Below are 18,223 nucleotides of genomic sequence, written 5' to 3'. Positions count from 1 at the left end.
GCGACCGCCCCCCACCGCCACAGGCAGCCCTAAGCCTGCTCCTCGCCCGCGAGACGCACCGCGGCCAATGCCGTGCCCGGATCCTGCGTCGGACCGCCCGCGGGCGCCCAGCGGCCCCGTTCCTTGCGGTACGGCCACCAGCGCCCGTCCCGGCCGAGACGCAGCTGCCCGGGTGCACCTACGACCGTCCACCTGTTGCCCTTCGCCCGCAGCGTCGGCCGGTCGTCCTCGTCCCAGGCCGACTCCAGCGCGGCACGCGCGCGTGCGAGTGCTTCGCCCTCCACGGTCCACTCCTCGTCGAGCACCGCCATTGCGGCGACACCGCCGATCCGCCAGGCCCGGACGGCCGTCGCCAGCCCCTCCCGGCTGCGCCCAGAACCGTCCACCAGCCGCTCGGCCATGCCCGCGACGGGCGATCCGGCAGCGAGGCGGACCACGTCCCGGTCGAGCCGCAACTCAGTTCCGGTGAGGTGTTGTTCCGGATCGGCCCGCAGCGCTTCCGCGAGCAGACGGTGTGCTTCTACGGCTGTGCAGACAGCCAGGAACTCCAGGGCACCCGGGTCGACGCCGGGTCCCGCGGGTGTGTCGGTGTCCAGGGACGGCGGCGTCCCCGGTTCGGCAGGTAGCTCGGGGAGCGCGGGCAACGGCGGCAGGATGTCGCCCGTCGCATAGGCCTCCGCGGCATCCATGCCCTCCGGCTCGGATCGCGCGGACGCATCGGACAGTTCGGGTCGGCCAGTGGCGGTCGCGGTGCTGCGTGCCTGGAGGTCGTTCAGGAGGTCGCGCTCGCCCCGTCCGCGCATCAGCAGCAGCACGAAGGGGTCCTGGTCCAGCAGTCGCGCCACCTGGTAGCAGAGCGCTGCCGTGTGCGCGCAGTGGTCCCAGGCCCCGCACCCGCACTCCGGCTCCAAGTCGCCCATGCCGGGCAACAGTTCGATGCCCGTGGCTGCCGCGTCCTCCACCAGGTGCGGCGGCATCTCGCGGTCCAGCAGCGCCGCGACGTGCCCGGCCCGCTCCACGGTCATGTCCAGGAAGCGGTCCCACTGGTCGCCGGTCAGCTGCTCAAGCAGCACGTCGGCCCGGTGCGCCGTACGGTCACGCCCCCGCACCAGGGCCGTGATGCGTCCCGGGCGTACCGACACGGCACCGACCGCTCCGGCACGGGCGAGCCTGCGGCCCGCCTTGAGCTGGCCCAGGTCCAGCGCCGTCTCCTCCAGTGCCTTGAGCCAGGCCTGGCCCCACCACGTCAGCGCGAATCCCCTGCCGTGCGCGGGAGGCAGCGCGGCGAAAGTCCGCTCCGAGTCGCCGTCGTACCGAGTCATCGCGTACCCCCTCGCAGTTCCACCAGATCGGCCAGCTCCGCGTCCGTCAGCTCCGTGAGCGCCGACTCGCCGGCCCCGAGCACCGCGTCGGCGAGCTCCCGCTTGCGGCTCAGCATGTCGGCGATGCGGTCCTCGATCGTTCCCTCGGCGATCAGCCGGTGCACCTGCACGGGCCGGGTCTGGCCGATGCGGTACGCGCGGTCGGTGGCCTGCGCCTCGACGGCGGGGTTCCACCAGCGGTCGTAGTGCACGACGTGTTCAGCGCGGGTGAGGTTCAGGCCGGTGCCCGCCGCCTTCAACGACAGCAGGAAGACGGGCACTTCACCGTCCTGGAAGCGCCGCACCAGATTCTCGCGTTCGGTCACGGGCGTGCCGCCGTGCAGGAACTGCGAGTTAATGCCGCGAGCTGCCAGATGCCGTTCGATGAGGCGGCCCATCTGCACGTACTGCGTGAAGATCAACACGCTGGCGTCCTCGGCGAGGATGGTGTCGAGCAGTTCGTCCAGCAGTTCCAGCTTCCCCGAACGGTCGGCGATGCTCGGCCGCTCCTCCTTGAGGTACTGCGCGGGGTGGTTGCAGATCTGCTTCAGGCCCGTCAGGAGCTTCACGATCAGGCCGCGCCGGGCCATGCTGTCCGCTTCGGAGATCTCGGCGAGCGTCTCGCGGACCACCGCCTCGTAGAGGCCCGCCTGTTCCGTGGTGAGGGACACTGCACGGTCGGTCTCCGTCTTCGGCGGGAGTTCCGGCGCGATGCCCGGGTCCGACTTGCGCCGTCGCAGCAGGAAAGGCCGTACGAGCCGCGCGAGCCGTTCCGCGGCGGCCGGGTCCTGCCCGCTCTCGACGGCATGGGCGTAGCGCGCGCGGAAGGTGCCGAGACGGCCCAGCAGACCCGGGGTCGTCCAGTCGAGGATCGCCCACAGTTCGGACAGGTTGTTCTCCACCGGGGTGCCGGTGAGCGCCACCCGTGCGCGTGCGCCGATCGAACGCAGCTCCCGCGCGGTCGACGAGTAGGGGTTCTTCACATGCTGGGCCTCGTCCGCCACGACCATGCCCCACTGCACCTCCGCCAGCCGCCGCGCGTCCAGGCGCATCGTGCCGTACGTGGTGAGCACGAACTCCCCGTCCGCCACCGAGTCCAGGTCGCGTCGAGCCCCGTGGAAGCGGCGCACGCGCGTGCCGGGTGCGAACTTCTCGATCTCGCGCTGCCAGTTGCCCATCAGGGACGTCGGGCAGACCACCAGCGTCGGGCCGGCGGACGAGTCGTCGGACTGCCGGTGCAGGTGCAGCGCGATCAGCGTGATCGTCTTGCCGAGGCCCATGTCGTCGGCCAGACAGCAGCCCAGGCCCAGGGACGTCATCCGGGCCAGCCAGCTCAGGCCGCGCCGCTGATAGTCGCGCAGCGTGGCGGCGAGCGCGGCGGGCTGGCCCACCGGCTCCTGTCCCTCGGGGTCCGCGAGGCGCTCGCGCAGCGCCGCCAGCCAGCCCGTGGCCCGCACCTCGACCTGGCGGCCGTCCAGCTCGGCGGAGCCCGTCAGCGCGGCGCCGAGCGCGTCGATGGGCGTCACCTTGTGATCCTGCTGCGCGCGTGCGCGGCGCACCTCCCGCGGGTCGACCAGAACCCACTGATCGCGCAGCCGGACCACTGGACGGTTGGCCTCCGCCAGCCGGTCCAGCTCCTCGCGCGTGAGCCGCTGGTCGCCCAGTGCGAACCACCAGTTGAAGGTGAGCAGCGCGTCGGCGGACAGGAAGGACGGCGTGTCCGAGGCGAGCCTGCCCGACGTCGACTCGTCGTCCGGCGGACCGATCACCGCGCGGGCGGTCAGTTCGCGTGCCAGCTGCTTGGGCCAGTGCACGTCGACCCCCGCTCCGGCGAGGGCCAACGCGCCTTCCCCCAGGAGGTCGGTCACGTCCTCGTCTGCGAGATCCACGGCGTCCGGTACGGCCGCCGACAGCAGTGGTGTGAGCGAAGCCCAGGCGCGGGCCGCGCGGCGCAGTGCCAGCAGAGCGTCCATCCTCGCGCGCGGGCCGAAGGCGTCGGACCCCGCCCACACATCGGCGGCGTCCGCGACCAGCGTCGGGTCACTCACGCTGTGCACCTGGAGCACCGCCCGGAACGACAGTGCGGCGTCCTCAGGCGTCGCCTCGGCGAGGCCGGGGACCTCGAGGCGCAGGGAAAGCCGTACGCCCGCGTCATGGCCGGCGGCGACGTCGGCGGCCCACGCGCGCAGCGCGGGCGCGTGCTGCGGCTCCCGTGCCGCGTAGGCGGGCCCACCCGTGACCAGCTCGGCCGCGGGGGAGCGGGGGAGCGCGTCGGCGACCGCGTCCAGGAAGGCCCGGAGCAGCCGCTCCGGATCCGGCAGCCTGAGTGGCTCCGTGCCCTCCAGCGGCACGGCGTGCGCCTCGGGCGGCATGGCGGCGGCGAGAGCGCGGACGCGTTCCACGTCCTCAGGGCGCAGAGGACCGACCCGCCAGGCGTCGTGGTCGTTCGGCGAGAGGCCCGGCAACATCAGTCCACGCGCCACGAATTGCAGGGCCAGCACTGTGGCGGAGCCCCAGAAGACGCCCGCTCGGGGCGCCTGTGCTGCGGTACGGGCACGCGCGAGGACGGGCAGGGCGGCACGCACCGGAAGCAGAACGGCCGGCACGCTCACCAGCTCCACACCGTCCTCGCCGTCCTCACGGGGCAGGACGACGTCCAGCTCCCCGACGGAACCGGACGCGACGAGCGGAACCGCGCTGCCGTCGGCCCGCCAGAAGGCGACCCGGCCGGTGCGCGCCGGATCGCCGGGTACGAAAACTGCACTGCAACAGGCCAGTTCGGAGAGCTCGGACGATGTCGCCTCGGGAAGCCTGGGCACAGCTCTGCTGCACTCCTCAAATTTGACTACTCGGATTGGAGTGGTCGAGGGTACATCACTCGGCGGCCCACCCGGCGCCGTGACCATGTGACCTGGGTCATGCTTGTTCCGAGTGGGTACTCCCCCTGTGCGGAGTCCGGAGTGCCTACCGAGCGCAGTCCTGGACGTCGGCCGTCCGGAGAACGGACCGTCGACCGTGCGTCGACCGCGTCCCGGCCGTCCCCGGAGCCCGCGACCAGTAGGGGCCGCACCTCAGGGTCGTCTCAGGGTCGCGACTCGGAACTGCCGGGAGCGCGGACCCGTTTTCAGGACAGAGAGCGGCAGTGGCCGCGAAGGAGGCGACGCACATGTCGAAGAACGCGAAGATCGCCGCGGGGGGTGTGGCGGCCGGTCTCATCCTGCTGATCTGGCTGCCCTGGTGGGCCGCGCTCCTGATCGTCCTGGGAGTCCCGGCCGCCGCCTACCTCACGCTCGACCCGTCACAGCGGCGCAGGCTGCGCCGTGTCTCGCGCAAGGAGCTCGGTCGCTGACGATGACGATCACCTGGCCGCCGGTGCGACAGGGGTGGACAGTGTGCATGAGTTGACGACATCCCCGCTCGCGGGCCTGCCCACGGTGTGGTCCGCGGGCGGGCGCGTGCCTCGCTCCACCCATGAGGCCAGCGCGTCGAACGCCGACCGGTAGCAGGGCAGGATCGGCCGGAGTCGGTCCGGGTAGGTGTCGTACAGGCCGTCGACATGCGTGCCGCCCGTGATCGTGTAGTAGCCGTGCAGCGGGCCGCGCCCCTTTGCGTCGATCATGCGCGCGTACACGTCCGAGTCGGCGGCCTTCGGCAGCAGCGCGTCCAGATCGCCGTGCAGCGTGATCAACGGCCGGCCGATACGCCCGGTCAGAGCGACTCGGGCCACGGCACGGTGGACGGACGCGGGGCGCGACGCGTAGTCGTACCTGGCGTCGGACGCGCACGGCGACAGGATCTGCGCCGGGGTGGTTCCGGCGGTCGGGCCGGGGCAGCCGGGGTCGTAGGCCGGGTCGAACTCCGCGCGGTAGATCTTCTGGGTGACCCCCCAGTAGGCCTGCTCGTGGTACGGCCACAGGAACTCCGAGCCGTGTGCGAAGCCGACCGTGTACAGGTCCTCGTCCCGGGCGGAGCCGAGCATCCGAGCCACCGCCGTGGGCAGAGAGGTGAGCAGGTTGGGGCCGTCCGCGGTCCACAGGGCGCCCTCCCAGTCCACCCCGCCGTCGTACAGCTCGGGATGGTTCTCCAGCTGCCAGCGCGTCAGGTAGCCGCCGTTGGAGATACCGGTCATGTAGGTGCGACGCGGGGCGTGCCCGTAGCGCTGGGCCACCGCCTTGCGGGCGGCACGTGTGAGCTGGGTGGTTCTCGCGTTCCACTCGGCGACCGCGTCACCGGGCCGCATGCCGTCCCGGTAGAAGTCGGCGCCGCTGTTGCCCTTGTCCGTGGCGGCGTAGGCGTAGCCCAGGGCGAGCACCTGGTCGGAGATCGCCGTGTCCGTGGCGTACTGCTTGCGGGTGCCCGGGGCGCCGGTGACGACGAGTCCGCCGTTCCAGCGGTCCGGCAGCCGGATCACGAACTGTGCGTCGTGCTGCCAGCCGTGCGTGGCGTTGAACCGAGAGGAGTCCGGGAAGTAGCCGTCGATCTGGATCCCGGGAACGCCCGTCGGGTTCCGGGTGCCGCGTGCCGTAAGGCCGGCCTGGTCGGCCATGTCGGTGTAGGGGGTGCCGGCCAGTGCGGCCGTCGTCAGATCCGGGAGGCAGGCGCTCTGCTGGAGGGCCGCGCCCGGCACCCGCACCCGGTCCTGACCGGCACAGTGCCGCCCGCCAACTGACGCGGCCGTTGCGGGAGTCGGCCCGCTCAGAGCAGCGGCCAGCAGCGTGGCAGCGACGAACGGAACAGCCCGGGACAGGCGCATGAGGGACTCCTGGCAGAGGGGAGACGGGGCATCGGAAACAGCGCAACCGCGAAAGCTGCCTCATCGTGCGTGTCCGGCTCCGCGCCAGCCATGGGTTGGGCCCACATGGAACGCGACTGTCAGGTGGGGTCTCGGGACAGGGGTGCAGGGGGTCGCGGGACAGGGGGCAGGGGGCGACGGTGTTGGCGGGGCGAGCACGCCGGTGCGTCGCCCCGCGCGTGGAATCAGAGCGGGCGTACGGCCATCTTGTCGAGCGCTTCCAGGAGCCCGGGCAGCTCCGGTCCACGGCCCACGGGCAGGACCTCGCCGGGTTCGTCGTCCAGGAGCACGAACGCGATGTCGTCCGTCCTGGCGACGAGCGACCAGCCAGGGCCGTCCGCGCGCAGGGTCCGTGCGTCGCCCGGTGCGAAGGACGACCGGACGCGGCCGAGGGGCGGCGGGGACTCGACGTAGGCGCGTGCCTCCGCGAGGACTCGCAGGATGCCGCTGTGGCCGCCCTGCTGCTTGGCCTGCCCGCTCTCGCTTGGCTCGCCAGTCTCGCCCTGTTCGGCGTTCGTGGGCTGCTCGTCGGCACCCACGCTTGCGTCCCAGTCCGAGCCCGAACCCGCGCTCGAATCCGAGGTAGAGCGCGAATCCGAGCCCCTGTCCCCGGCCTCGCCGGCGTTCGCCGCACCGGCCGGCGTCGGCCCATCCGCCGACGCCGACGAGTCACCGGACTCCGACGAATCGCCTGCCCCCGACGCACCCCCCGGCGTGGCGAACTCGGTGTCGTCGATCTGTTCCCGCCACGTCGCCCATTGCAGCGCGATCTCGTCGGCGCCCAGGCGTCGCTGGGCCGGGCCCCACACGCTCGTGTCCGGCGGGGTCAGGGCCGGACCGTCCGCGATCTCGGGGTCGGGGTCGTGCGGCGGAGGCACGTTCGGCGCGGCGACGGCCACGGCCAGCGGCCAGCCGGGCAGGGCGGCGACGACCGTACGTTCGTCGGGCGACAGGTCGTACTCCATGCCGCAGTCCCAGGACGCGATGGCGACGGCGACCAGGGAGACGTCGTCGATGACCACGGTCCATCGGGCGCCGTCGCCGTCCTGGCCAAGGACCAGGCCATAGCCGTCGGCGAGCGGCGCCATGCCGAGCGCCGCGCAGGCCTCCGGATAGTCGTCGCCCAGCACGCTCGGGAACTTCGCCGGCGTCAGCAGCACCGCCGTGAGCACGTACAGCGCATCGTCCGCGGCGGCGACGGCCTCTTCGTCCGTCCCGGCCATCCCAGCCTCCCCATCGGTTCGTCCATCGGCGCGCACCCTATTCCGCCCGGAAGCCGCTTGTCACGACTCCCATGCACACCCGGAGCTGCAGTTTTCCGGCCGGACAGGGCGAAACGACCGTGATTTTGCCAACGCCGTCAGGCTGCCGGGAGCCCGAGGAGGGACCGGGCCACGGTCTGCGGTGACTCGTCGCGCTCCCGGGCGAGCGCGATGACGGCACGGCATGCCAGCTCGTTCACCCCGAACGACAGAGCCTCCGGGGACACCCAGCCGGCCGCCTCGTCGATCTGATCCTGGTCGTCCTCCGCACAGGCCGACACATAGACGGCAGCGGCCTCGAACAGATTGTGCGGGTGCCTGTCCTGGCCCGTGTCCGGTTTCGCGCGAAGGGCATGCAGGAATCCCTCCCACGACTTGCGCACCCTGCCCCACATATTGACCACCTTCCCCTCATTGTGGTGCCAACGTAGATCGTTCATCTCATGCTATTCAACGTAGAGTTGGAGTCACGGCGGCATAAGGGGGACGACGCCGTGAAGGGCTCGCAGTGGCTCGAAAGCCGCACGCGGGCGTTCGCCTGGCGGTCACTCCGGGCTCATGCGCTCCCTCGTGCCTCTGCTGCCAGTCGCACGCTCAGCCGTCGAGTGAGGCGATCGTTTCGCGCAGCCAGGTGAGCTCGGCCCGGGACGTGGCCCGAGCGATGGTCAGGAGGCCGCGCCGGAAGGGGTCGTCCAGTTCCTCGGCGGGCAGCGGTCGGTCGCCGTCGTAGAAGAAGCTCGCGGGCTCTTCCAGGAAGGCCAGCCTGCGCCGTAGTACGGCGGACTGGGCGCCCGCGTCCTCCAGGTGCCGCAGGAACGCGAGCACCGTGAACCAGCGGTTCTCGTCGCTGATGTCGCGAGGGTCGGGTTCGGCCAGCCGACGACGCAGGTCCCGGCGGCCGTCCTCGGTCAGCGTCAGTACATGACGCGGGGCGGCCACTGAGCCGGGCTCCGTGGTCCGGGCCAGCAGGCCCGCCTTCTCCAGCCGCTTGATCGCGGGGTACAGCGTGCTCTCGGCGACCGGTTTCACGTGCCCGGTCAGCGCTGCGATGCGTTTGCGCAGCTCGTAGCCGTGGAGCGGGGTGTCGAAGAGGAAGCCGAGGATGGCGAGCTCAAGCATGCCCACATTGTGGACCGGATCCGTTGTACATCCGAGTCCGGGTACAGCGAAACATTTATACCTCGAACCATTGATACATCGGTTCCGATGTATATAGTCGTGTGCCGACCACGACACCAAGGGGGCGCCATGAAGCAGGCAGACTTCGACGGCAAGGGCGGCTGTATCCGTTGGACGGAGTCGCCGGGAGAGGAACCTGCGCGCGTGTACGTGCACGGGCTGGGTTCGGTTTCCTCGGTGTACCACGCCCACATCGCAGCAAGGCCGGAACTGACGGGCCGCCGAAGCCTGTTCGTCGACCTGCCGGGGCACGGCATCAGCGACCGGCCGGCCGACTTCGGCTACACCCTGGAGGATCACGCCGGTGCTCTGGCGGTGGCCCTGGACACGGCAGGGGTGAGCGATGCCGAGCTGATCGCGCACAGCATGGGCGGTTCCGTGGCCATCGTGCTCGCCGGTCGCCGACCCGACCTCGTCTCCCGGCTGGTCCTCACCGAGGCCAATCTCGATGCCTCGCCCCCGCCCGCCGCGGGGAGCGCCTGGATCACGGCCTATGGTGAGGACGACTTCGTCGACGGGGCGTACGCGCGCGTGCTCGAGGCGGTCGGGCCCCTGTGGGCGGCGACCATGAGGCTCGCCGATCCACGCGCCCTGCACCGCAGCGCCGTCGGACTGAGGCGTGGTTCCGTGCCGATCATGCGCGACATCCTCGAAGGGCTGTCGGTGGAACGCGTCTACCTACAGGGCGAGCTCAGCGGTGAACTCCCGGGCAGGGAAGCCCTGGAAGCGGCAGGCGTACGCGTGGTGACCGTGACCGGCGCCGGTCACAACGTCATGTTCGACAACCCTGACGCCTTCACGGCGGCCGTCGCCGGTCAGGCGTGAGTCGTTCCGAGGCCTCCGCCACGGCCGTCGCCGAGGCCCGACCCCGTCACGCCTCCCGTACGGCCAGTGCCAGAAACCGGTCGTCCTCGTCGACGTAGGACGTCATGCGCCACCCCGAACCGGCCAGCAGCGGTCGGAGGTTGGGCTCGGCGCGCAGATCCTCCGGCGTGATCTGGCGGCCCTGGCGTGCCGCGAGCGCCGCCCTGCCGATCGGGTGGAACAGCGCGAGCGTGCCGCCGGGGCGCACCACACGGGCCAGTTCCCGCAAGTTCTCGGCAGGGTTGGGCAGATGCGCGACGAGGCCGGCCGCGAACACCGCGTCGAGGGACTCCGACCGCACCGGCAGGGCGGCCACGTCGGCGAGCAGCAACTGTCCGTCCGCGTCGCGTCCCGCCCGTGCGGCGGCTTCCAGCATGGCCGGCGTCAGATCGGCACCCAGGACTACTCCCGAGGGCCCCACGGCATCCCGCAGCGGCGGCAGGGCACGCCCGGTGCCACAGCCCGCGTCGAGCACCCGAGCCCCCTCGCGCAGCCCGAGCTCGTCCACCGCGGCCGCATAGGCGGGCCCGTCGTCGGGGAACCGGCTGTCCCAGTCGGCGGCGCGGGCGCTGAAGAACTCCTGCACATGTGTGTGGTCGTCGCTCATGCTCCGCATGATCTCTCACCGGCCCGGACGACGCCGCTGTGCGCACGTTCGAGCGTGACGCGGTCGTTCCGGGGCATCTCCGCGCCATATTCCAACAGCTTTCGAAATGCGCCCCCTTCGCGCGCCCTTGCTGGGGCTAGCGTCCCGGGGCCATGGGACACCTGGACCATGCAGCCCTCGGCTGGCTCACCCCCGTGCTGTCGTACGCGATGGCCTGCACCGGCGCCGCGCTCGGCCTGCGTTGCACCGTCCGAGCGCTCGGCGCCACCGGCCGCTCGCGCCGCAACTGGCTCGTCACCGCCGCCTCCGCCATCGGCACCGGCATCTGGACCATGCACTTCGTGGCCATGCTGGGCTTCAGTGTCAGCGGCACCGACATCCGCTACGACGTGCCGCTCACCATCCTGAGCCTGCTCGTCGCCATGCTCGTCGTCTGTGCCGGCGTCTTCGCCGTCGGCTACAGCCGGGACCGCACCCGCGCGCTCTTCCTGGGCGGGCTCACCACCGGGCTCGGCGTCGCGAGCATGCACTACCTGGGCATGGCGGCCGTACGACTCCACGGCGACGTCACCTACGACCCGCTGCTCGTCGGGCTCTCCGTACTGATCGCCGTGGTCGCGGCGACAGCGGCTCTATGGGCTGCGCTCAACATTAAGTCGCCCGTCGCCGTCACCATCGCCTCGTTGATCATGGGCGCCGCGGTCAGCAGCATGCACTACACCGGCATGTTCGCGGTCGGCGTCGACGTCACACCGTCCGACGAGGTCCTGCCCGGGGCCACGGCGATGCAGTTCATCTTCCCCCTCGCCGTCGGCCTCGGGTCCTACCTCTTCCTGACGTCCGCCTTCGTCGCGTTGTCACCCACGAGCGGGGAGCGCGAGGCGTCCGCATCCGCCCAACGGTCAGCCGAGAGCGCCGTCGGCTAGTGCCGGATCAGGACCGGCGAGGGCCCGGGAAGCACGCCCCCGAACCACTTCAGAGCGAGGAGGCCATGCGCACACCCCGTAGGACCACCGCAGCCGGCGCCGAGACGCCGTCCACACCGCCGGTGCGCGGCCGCCGCGCCCACGCCGGACCGCCGGCCGACGAAGAGCCGGAACAGGCCCCTGCCGGACCGCAGGGGGAACCGTCCGGCCCCTCCACCCGCGCGCAGGGCTGGCGAATACGTCCGCGCACCGTCCGCGCCAAGATCATCTGTCTGCTGATGGTGCCCGTGGTTTCGCTGCTGGCCCTGTGGGGCTACGCCACCGTCACCACCGCGCAGAACGTCGCCAGGCTGCGCCAGTTGCAACTGGTCGACTCCGAGATCAGGGCCCCCGTCGCCGACGCCGTGACCGCACTGCAGAGCGAACGCGCGGCCGCCGTGCGCTACGCGACCGACCCGTCCACCGGACGCCGGGACGAGCTGAGGAGACGCGCGCAGGACACGGACAAGACAGTCGCACGGCTGCGGCTCGGCGACCGCGACACCGTCGCCGACAGCGGGGAGTTCCCCGCCGGAGTGGCCGGGCGACTGGAGGTCTTCGTCAGCGGCGCCGAGCAGCTGAATGCCGTACGGAAGGCGGCGCTCGACCGCCGCTCCGGCTGGGCAGAGGTCTACGGGCGGTACACCACGACCATCGCCACCGCGTTCGCGGTCGACGGCGCGCTCACCGGCATCCAGGACGCCGAGCTCGGCTCGGACGCGCGCGTGCTGCTCGAATTCGCCCGCGCGGGCGAGGCTTTGGCCCGGGAGGACGTCCTGCTGGACAGCGCGCACCTCGCCGGACGCTTCGACGAAGAGCGGCTGCGGCTGTTCACCGGCGCCGTCGACATCCGCCGTACGCTCACCGAGTCCGCCGTCGCGGACCTGAGCGGCCCGGAGAGCGCGGCCTGGCAGAGCCTCGCCGCCGGCCGCGACTACGCGACCCTGGCGGCCGTCGAGGACGGTGTCCTAGGGACGGGGACGGGGACGGTCGACGCGGCGACGGACGCCGCCTGGAACAAGGCACACGCACGCGTGCAGGGCGCGATGGGGAGCATCGAGCAGGACGCCGGACGCGATGTCGCCGACCGCGCCGACCCGTTCGCCCGCGGCCTGCTCAGCCCGGCCGGCGCCGCCGTACTCCTCGGCCTGGTCGCCGTGGCGGCCTCGCTCGTGATCTCCGTACGCATCGGCCGCGGCCTCGTCGTCGAGCTGGTGAGCCTGCGCAACAGCGCCCTGGAGATCGCCCGGCGCAAACTTCCCGAGGCGATGCGGAAGCTGCGCGCCGGCGAGGAGATCGACATCCGCGCCGAGGCACCGCCCGGACCGCCCGCCGAGGACGAGGCCGGGCAGGTCGGCGAGGCCCTCGGCACCGTCCACCGAGCCGCCCTCCGAGCCGCGGTGGAGCGCGCCGAGCTCGCCAGCGGCATCTCCGGGGTCTTCGTCAACCTCGCCCGCCGCAGTCAGGTGCTCGTACACCGCCAACTCAGCCTGCTGGACAGCATGGAACGGCGCTCCGACGACCCGAACGAACTCAGCGACCTGTTCCGGCTCGACCACCTCACCACCCGTATGCGACGGCACGCCGAGAGCCTGATCATCCTTTCCGGGGCGGCACCCGGCCGGGCCTGGCGGGTGCCTGTCTCCCTGACCGACGTGGTGCGCGCGGCCGTCTCCGAAGTCGAGGACTACGCGCGCGTGGAGGTACGTCAGCTCCCCGAGACCGCCGTCGTCGGCGCGGCCGTCGCCGACGTCACCCACCTGCTGGCCGAACTCGTCGAGAACGCCGCCCAGTTCTCGCCTCCCCACACACGCGTGCGCATCATCGGCGAGCCCGTCGGCAACGGATACGCCGTCGAGGTCGAGGACCGCGGGCTCGGCATGGGCAAGGAGACCCTGGCGGAGGCCAACCGGCGCATCGAACAGTCCGAGGCACTCGACCTGTTCGACAGCGACCGCCTCGGCCTCTTCGTGGTGAGCAGGCTCGCGGCCCGGCACGGAATCAAGGTGCACCTGCGCACCTCGCCCTACGGCGGGACCACCGCCGTCGTCCTGCTGCCCACCGCCCTGCTGCACAGCGGCCAGGCGGAACGTTCCCCCGACGCGGCGTTGGATGCCCGGCGGCCGGCGGAACCCGAGCACGCGCGTGTGCACGCCCCCGAGCGGCACCAGGAACCCGTCCACGCGGTCGCCGACCGACCGGCGCTGGCGGCTTCCGCGACGGCCGGCACGGCTGCGACGGCCACGCCGGCTGAGACGGAGACCAGGAACCACACCGCACCCCCCGGAGTCACCACCTTGAGACTGCACCGGCCACCACAGGACTCCGAAGCCTCCGACAACCTCCCGCGCCGAGTACGCCAGGCCAACCTCGCCCCTCAGCTGCGCGGGGGACGTTCCGCGGAACAGCAGGGCGCGACCGTCCTCGACGACGACCGGCGCACCCCCGAACTCGTGAGGGACCGCATGGTGGCCTACCTCGACGGCTGGGCGCGCGGCGGTGGCAGGCAGCCCGGCCGCGGCGGCGAACCCGAATCCGCCCCGCGCGGCGACAGCAGCAGTGAAGGAGACCCCGCATGATCCAGGATCCGAGCATGAGAGCCGCGCAGCGGTCCGGTGAACTCGACTGGCTGCTGGACGACTTGGTGCTACGCGTGAGCGAGGTGCGGCACGCCGTGGTGCTGTCCAACGACGGACTCGCCGTCGGCGCGTCCACCGACCTGCGCCGCGAGGACGCCGAGCACCTAGCCGCGGTCGCCTCCGGCTTCCACAGCCTGGCCAAGGGCGCGGGCCGGCACTTCGGCGCCGGCGGGGTCCGCCAGACCATGGTGGAGATGGACGACGCCTTCCTGTTCGTCGCAGCTGCGGGCGACGGGTCCTGCATCGCCGTGCTCAGCGCCGTGACCGCCGACATCGGACTGGTGGCGTACGAGATGGCACGTCTGGTCAAGCGGGTCGGCGAGCATCTCTACACGCCTCCACGAGCCGCCGCGCGACCGCCCGCCGCGCGATGAGCCGGAAGGGCGGTCCGGCGAGATGACCGACGACACGACAGGCGCCCGGCCCGAGCAGGGCAGCCAGTGGTACGACGGCGAGGCAGGGCCCCTGGTCCGCCCGTACGCCATGACGGGCGGACGTACCAGGCCCGGCCCCACCGGGGTGCGTTTCGACCTGATCGCCCTCGTCACGCTGGCCGGCACCGCGAGCGGTACCGACGACACCATGCTCGGGCCGGAACACCGGACCCTCATCGAACTGTGCCGACCCGAGACGCAGTCGGTCGCCGAACTCGCCGCGGGTGCCGACCTTCCCGTGGGCGTCGTCAGGGTGCTCCTCGGTGACCTCATGGAGCGGGGCCGCGTCACCGTCAGCCGCCCGGTACCGCCCGCGCAGCTTCCCGACGAACGGATTCTGCGCGAGGTGATCGAGGGACTGCGAGCGCTGTAGGGGCGATGGCAGGGCCCGGCGGCGGAGATTTCGGAACGAGCCGTTCCAGTGTGACGCCACTCGTGCACCCGTACGGGCATCGAACGGGAACGAGGCGGTCACATCGGGGAAAAAGCGGTCCAACCCTGCGAGAGGCAGGCTCAGTTGTCATGATGCTGACTTCGCACAGCGACGGATCGGCTTCGCACAGCCACGTCGACCGATGCCGGTACTCCCGAGAGAAGTGATCGATGGTCTCCGAGCACTCCGAGGACTACGTGCAATCCGACGCCTCCGACGACGACACGACCGCCCTGGCGCTCAAGATACTTGTGGCCGGCGGATTCGGCGTGGGCAAGACCACCCTGGTGGGCGCGGTCAGTGAGATCAGGCCGCTGCGCACCGAGGAGATGCTCAGCCAGGCCGGTCAGCTGGTGGACGACACCGGCGGCGTGGACCGGAAGGTCACCACGACCGTCGCCATGGACTTCGGGCGCATCACCATCCGCTCAGGTCTGTCGCTGTACCTCTTCGGCACCCCGGGGCAGGACCGCTTCTGGTTCCTGTGGGACGAACTGGCGCAGGGAGCCCTCGGCGCGGTGGTCCTCGCGGACACCCGGCGCCTGGAGGACTGCTTCCCCGCCGTGGACTTCTTCGAGCACCGGCACATCCCGTTCGTCGTGGCCGTCAACTGCTTCTCGGGTGCCCGGACGTACGGCGCCCACGACGTCTCACGCGCCCTCGACCTGGACCGCGGGACCCCGGTCGTGCTCTGTGACGCCCGGGACCGCGACTCGGGGAAGGAGGTGCTCATCCGACTCGTCGAGTACGCCGGGCGGATGCACACCGCCCGGCTGCTCAACTCCGTCGGCTGACCGTTTCGACATGCCTGCGGCGAGGGCCGACCGGCCCTCGCCGCGCAGTCAGTCGGCGACGTCCTGCTCCGCCAGCACCTTGTCGATCGTGACGCGGACGAGGAGTTCCCCCGGCACGCCGTTACGGGCCCCGAACTCCTCGGCGCGCTCCTCACCCATGTAGCGCGCCCCGATGCGGCTCGCCCAGTGCTTCAGCTCGTCGAGGTCCTCGGAGACCCGGGCGCGGCCCTGGATCACCACGAAGGAGTACGGCGGCCGGTCGTCGTCCACGCACAGCGCCACCCGGCCGTCCCGGACCAGATTGCGGCCCTTCACGCTCGAGCTGCCGGTGTTGAACACCAGCTCGTCGCCGTCGAGCACGAACCAGATCGGCGTCACATGCGGACTCCCGTCGGCCCGCACGGTCGACAGTTTCGCGGTGCGCGTGCCGTGCGAGACGAACGCGCGCCATTCCTCATCGGTCATCTTCTTCGCCATGCCCACATCCTCCTTGCCCGAGGGCCGGATCGTCGGGAAGGGTGGCGAAGAGATCCTCCGGTGCAGGGGGAGACATCTACACGGGGAGACCGGATCATGGCGCAGAACCAGGGCCTCGACTGGCTGCTGGAGGATCTGACGAAACGTGTCGACCATGTGCGACACGCGCTGGTGCTGTCGAACGACGGTCTGGTGACCGGTGCGAGTACGGGGCTGCGGCGCGAGGACGCCGAGCACCTCGCCGCCGTCTCGTCCGGGCTGCACAGCCTGGCCAAGGGATCCGGACGGCACTTCGGCGCGGGCAGAGTCCGTCAGACGATGGTCGAGTTCGACGACGCCGTGCTGTTCGTGACCGCGGCCGGCACCGGCAGCTGTCTGTGCGTGCTCAGCGGTGCGGAGGCCGACATCGGCCAGATCGCCTACGAGATGACCTTGCTCGTCAACCGCGTCGGCGAACACCTCGACGTCGAATCCCGACAGCCCGAGCGGGCACCGCTGAAAGACCTCTGACCTGCTGATTCGTTGTCCCCCGCGGAGTTATCCACAGGCCCGCCACGAGATCTGGCGGACAGGCTACGGTTTTGTCACGGCGAGCGCACGGAGCGTGAGCCACTGACTCCACGGGGGAGATCGACCATGTCGGGCAACACTGCCACAGCCACGCACCCGCACGACCTGACCGCCTGCACGCCGAGCCGAGCGGCCAGGGAACTGGGCCTGAAGCGAGGGGAGCTGGAGCTCGCAGTCCAGCTCGGGATCATCCGGACCGTGCCCGACGAGGGAGGCGGAGGCCGACGCGTCCCACGGCCCGAGATCGACCGGGTGAGCTCGGGTGAGGGCTTCCCCGACTCCCTGCTGGACCGAGTGAAGGTCGTCGGCACGACGGAGGGCGCGGACGTCATGGACGTGTCCGCCGGCAGGTTCACGCGCCTCGCCCGCCTGGGCCTGGTGGTGCCGGTGAAGTTCTATCTCAACCGGTACCGGGCCGTGGTGTGGCTGTATCTGGCCGAGGAGTTGAAGCGATTCGCGGCGGACGAGAAGAACACCTCACTGCTGAACGACCGCCGGATGCCCGAAGGGCTGCGCGGCACGCTGGACGCGGGTGTGGACCTGCGCCCGCGCAACTGGCGAGGACGCCACCGCGGCTTCCTGCTGCGCCAGGCCGAGGACCCGTGGGGGAGCGCCGGTGCGCTGGCCGCCTTCCTCGATCCCGTCCAGATCGCGGAGATCGTCCCCGACCCCTACGAACGCTCGCATGTGAACCGCTTCCGCCCGGGCCCACCGGCATCCGGAACCCCGGGTTCGCCGTCGTCGCTCATCGCCGAGAGGATCATGACGGCCGACGACCCGGACGAGATCGTCCTGCTGCGGGCAGACCTGACGGAGGTTCTGGCGCATGCCCGGGCACTGCGACCGGCGCCCCGTCCCAGTGCGGAGCGGACCCCCGCGCCGACGCATCCCGAGCACATCGGATCGCAGAGCCGACCGGAGGAGCCGGAACCGTCCCACGGCCTGCTGAGTTGGTTCCGGCGCAGAACTCCTCGGACTACAACGCCCTGAACAGTCCCTCCTGGACGACGGACACCAACAGGCGTCCCTCCAGGTCGTAGATCCGCCCGCGGGCGAGACCCCGTCCGCCGGTCGCGATCGGAGACTCCTGGTCGTACAGGAACCACTCGTCCGCACGGAACGGCCGGTGGAACCACATGGCGTGGTCCAGCGACGCGATGTCGAAGCTCCGCGGGCCCCACAGTGGTTCGACGGGGATCCGCACGGCGTCCAGGAGGGTCATGTCGCTGGCGTAGGTCAGCGCGCAGGTGTGCACGACCGGGTCGTCCCCCAGCGGCCCGACCGCGCGCATCCACACCGCACTGCGCGGCTCGGCGTCCTTGACGTCCTCCGCGGTCCAGCGAAGCCGGTCGACATAACGGATGTCGAAGGGCTGCCGCCGGGCCATCCGCTCCAACTGCTCCGGAAGCGTGCCCAGATGCTGGCGGATCTCGTCACTGACCGTGGGCAGCGACTCCGGGTCCGGGACCTTCCGGGCCGGCGGCAGCTGGTGCTCGAAGCTCCCCTGTTCAGGCTTGTGAAAGGAGGCGGTGAGATTGAAGATCGTGCGCCCCTGCTGCACGGCGGTGACCCGGCGGGTCGTGAACGACCTGCCGTCCCGCACCCGTTCCACCTGGTACACGATCGGCACGCCAGGCCGCCCCGGCCGCAGGAAGTACGCGTGCAGCGAGTGCACGGGCCGGTCGCCCTCCGTGGTGCGGGCGGCGGCGACCAGCGCCTGGCCGGCCACCTGGCCACCGAAGACCCTTTGCAGGGACTCGTGCGGGCTGCGGCCGCGGAAGATGTTGACCTCGATCTGCTCCAGGTCGAGCAGGTCGACGAGCCTCTCGGCCGGGTTGGTCGTCAT

18 protein-coding genes are annotated in these 18,223 nt (G+C 71.3%); 9 read left to right on the top strand and 9 right to left on the bottom strand.

The genetic code is table 11. The features are described from left to right. Positions 1–29: 29 nt before the first annotated feature. Positions 30–1,322, bottom strand: a complete 1,293-nt coding sequence (locus PGH47_RS05690; protein WP_271662533.1) for an SWIM zinc finger family protein — start codon at positions 1,320–1,322, stop codon at positions 30–32. Beyond that, on the bottom strand, positions 1,319–4,180 hold the full coding sequence (locus PGH47_RS05685; protein ID WP_271662532.1) for a DEAD/DEAH box helicase: 2,862 nt from the start codon (positions 4,178–4,180) through the stop codon (positions 1,319–1,321). The genes PGH47_RS05690 and PGH47_RS05685 overlap by 4 nt, the downstream gene beginning before the upstream one ends. Positions 4,181–4,527: 347 nt before the next feature. On the opposite strand from PGH47_RS05685, the gene PGH47_RS05680 reads away from it, so the two are divergent. Further along, positions 4,528–4,710 carry a hypothetical protein gene (locus tag PGH47_RS05680; protein WP_030047209.1) on the top strand — a complete coding sequence of 61 codons (183 nt, stop codon included), beginning with the start codon at positions 4,528–4,530 and terminating at the stop codon, positions 4,708–4,710. Between the two features lie 9 nt (positions 4,711–4,719). Here the strand turns inward: PGH47_RS05680 and PGH47_RS05675 are convergent, their stop codons facing one another. From PGH47_RS05675 to PGH47_RS05660, 4 genes are all read right to left on the bottom strand, one after another. Continuing rightward, positions 4,720–6,114, bottom strand: coding sequence for a tannase/feruloyl esterase family alpha/beta hydrolase (locus PGH47_RS05675; protein WP_271662531.1), 1,395 nt, complete (start codon positions 6,112–6,114; stop codon positions 4,720–4,722). A 224-nt stretch (positions 6,115–6,338) separates the two neighbouring features. After that, positions 6,339–7,376, bottom strand: coding sequence for a hypothetical protein (locus tag PGH47_RS05670; protein ID WP_271662530.1), 1,038 nt, complete (start codon positions 7,374–7,376; stop codon positions 6,339–6,341). A gap of 137 nt (positions 7,377–7,513) precedes the next feature. Further along, the gene (locus PGH47_RS05665) at positions 7,514–7,810 is read right to left on the bottom strand and encodes a hypothetical protein (RefSeq protein WP_269638561.1); all 297 of its coding nucleotides are present in this window, start codon (positions 7,808–7,810) and stop codon (positions 7,514–7,516) included. A gap of 199 nt (positions 7,811–8,009) precedes the next feature. Further along, the gene (locus tag PGH47_RS05660; RefSeq protein WP_271662529.1) at positions 8,010–8,534 is read right to left on the bottom strand and encodes a PadR family transcriptional regulator; all 525 of its coding nucleotides are present in this window, start codon (positions 8,532–8,534) and stop codon (positions 8,010–8,012) included. Positions 8,535–8,663: 129 nt separating this feature from the next. Here PGH47_RS05660 and PGH47_RS05655 point away from each other — a divergent pair, with 129 nt between their 5' ends. Then, a complete protein-coding gene (locus PGH47_RS05655) occupies positions 8,664–9,419 on the top strand; it encodes an alpha/beta fold hydrolase (RefSeq protein ID WP_271662528.1) in 756 nt (251 codons plus the stop codon). Between the two features lie 46 nt (positions 9,420–9,465). Here PGH47_RS05655 and PGH47_RS05650 read toward each other — a convergent pair whose 3' ends face one another. Next, the gene (locus PGH47_RS05650) at positions 9,466–10,065 is read right to left on the bottom strand and encodes a class I SAM-dependent methyltransferase (RefSeq protein ID WP_271662527.1); all 600 of its coding nucleotides are present in this window, start codon (positions 10,063–10,065) and stop codon (positions 9,466–9,468) included. Positions 10,066–10,217: 152 nt separating this feature from the next. Between PGH47_RS05650 and PGH47_RS05645 the strand changes: the two genes are divergently transcribed. The 5 genes from PGH47_RS05645 to PGH47_RS05625 all read left to right on the top strand — a co-directional run bounded on the left by PGH47_RS05645 (position 10,218) and on the right by PGH47_RS05625 (position 15,330). Beyond that, the gene (locus PGH47_RS05645; RefSeq protein ID WP_271662526.1) at positions 10,218–10,991 is read left to right on the top strand and encodes an MHYT domain-containing protein; all 774 of its coding nucleotides are present in this window, start codon (positions 10,218–10,220) and stop codon (positions 10,989–10,991) included. Positions 10,992–11,056: 65 nt separating this feature from the next. After that, the gene (locus PGH47_RS05640; RefSeq protein WP_271662525.1) at positions 11,057–13,609 is read left to right on the top strand and encodes a sensor histidine kinase; all 2,553 of its coding nucleotides are present in this window, start codon (positions 11,057–11,059) and stop codon (positions 13,607–13,609) included. Continuing rightward, positions 13,606–14,043, top strand: coding sequence for a roadblock/LC7 domain-containing protein (locus tag PGH47_RS05635; protein WP_107911927.1), 438 nt, complete (start codon positions 13,606–13,608; stop codon positions 14,041–14,043). The genes PGH47_RS05640 and PGH47_RS05635 overlap by 4 nt, the downstream gene beginning before the upstream one ends. A gap of 22 nt (positions 14,044–14,065) precedes the next feature. Beyond that, positions 14,066–14,476, top strand: a complete 411-nt coding sequence (locus tag PGH47_RS05630) for a DUF742 domain-containing protein (RefSeq protein ID WP_271662524.1) — start codon at positions 14,066–14,068, stop codon at positions 14,474–14,476. A gap of 230 nt (positions 14,477–14,706) precedes the next feature. Beyond that, positions 14,707–15,330 (top strand): GTP-binding protein, encoded by a 624-nt coding sequence (locus PGH47_RS05625; protein WP_271662523.1) that lies wholly within the window; start codon positions 14,707–14,709, stop codon positions 15,328–15,330. A 48-nt stretch (positions 15,331–15,378) separates the two neighbouring features. Here PGH47_RS05625 and PGH47_RS05620 read toward each other — a convergent pair whose 3' ends face one another. Next, positions 15,379–15,807: a PPOX class F420-dependent oxidoreductase gene (locus PGH47_RS05620; RefSeq protein WP_271662522.1), complete on the bottom strand. Its 429-nt coding sequence runs from the start codon at positions 15,805–15,807 to the stop codon at positions 15,379–15,381. 96 nt (positions 15,808–15,903) lie between these two features. Here PGH47_RS05620 and PGH47_RS05615 point away from each other — a divergent pair, with 96 nt between their 5' ends. Both PGH47_RS05615 and PGH47_RS05610 read left to right on the top strand, forming a co-directional pair. Then, a complete protein-coding gene (locus tag PGH47_RS05615; protein WP_126902930.1) occupies positions 15,904–16,317 on the top strand; it encodes a roadblock/LC7 domain-containing protein in 414 nt (137 codons plus the stop codon). Between the two features lie 126 nt (positions 16,318–16,443). Continuing rightward, a complete protein-coding gene (locus PGH47_RS05610) occupies positions 16,444–17,367 on the top strand; it encodes a DUF6397 family protein (protein WP_271662521.1) in 924 nt (307 codons plus the stop codon). On the opposite strand, the gene PGH47_RS05605 is transcribed toward PGH47_RS05610, so the two are convergent. Then, positions 17,354–18,223, bottom strand: a complete 870-nt coding sequence (locus PGH47_RS05605; RefSeq protein ID WP_125528015.1) for an acyl-CoA thioesterase — start codon at positions 18,221–18,223, stop codon at positions 17,354–17,356. The two genes, PGH47_RS05610 and PGH47_RS05605, sit on opposite strands and share 14 nt — an antisense overlap.

Source organism: Streptomyces sp. HUAS 31, assembly GCF_028198125.1.
In the GTDB taxonomy this organism is placed as follows: Bacteria; Actinomycetota; Actinomycetes; order Streptomycetales; family Streptomycetaceae; genus Streptomyces; species Streptomyces chartreusis.
This window is presented reverse-complemented; position numbering and strand designations above follow the sequence as displayed.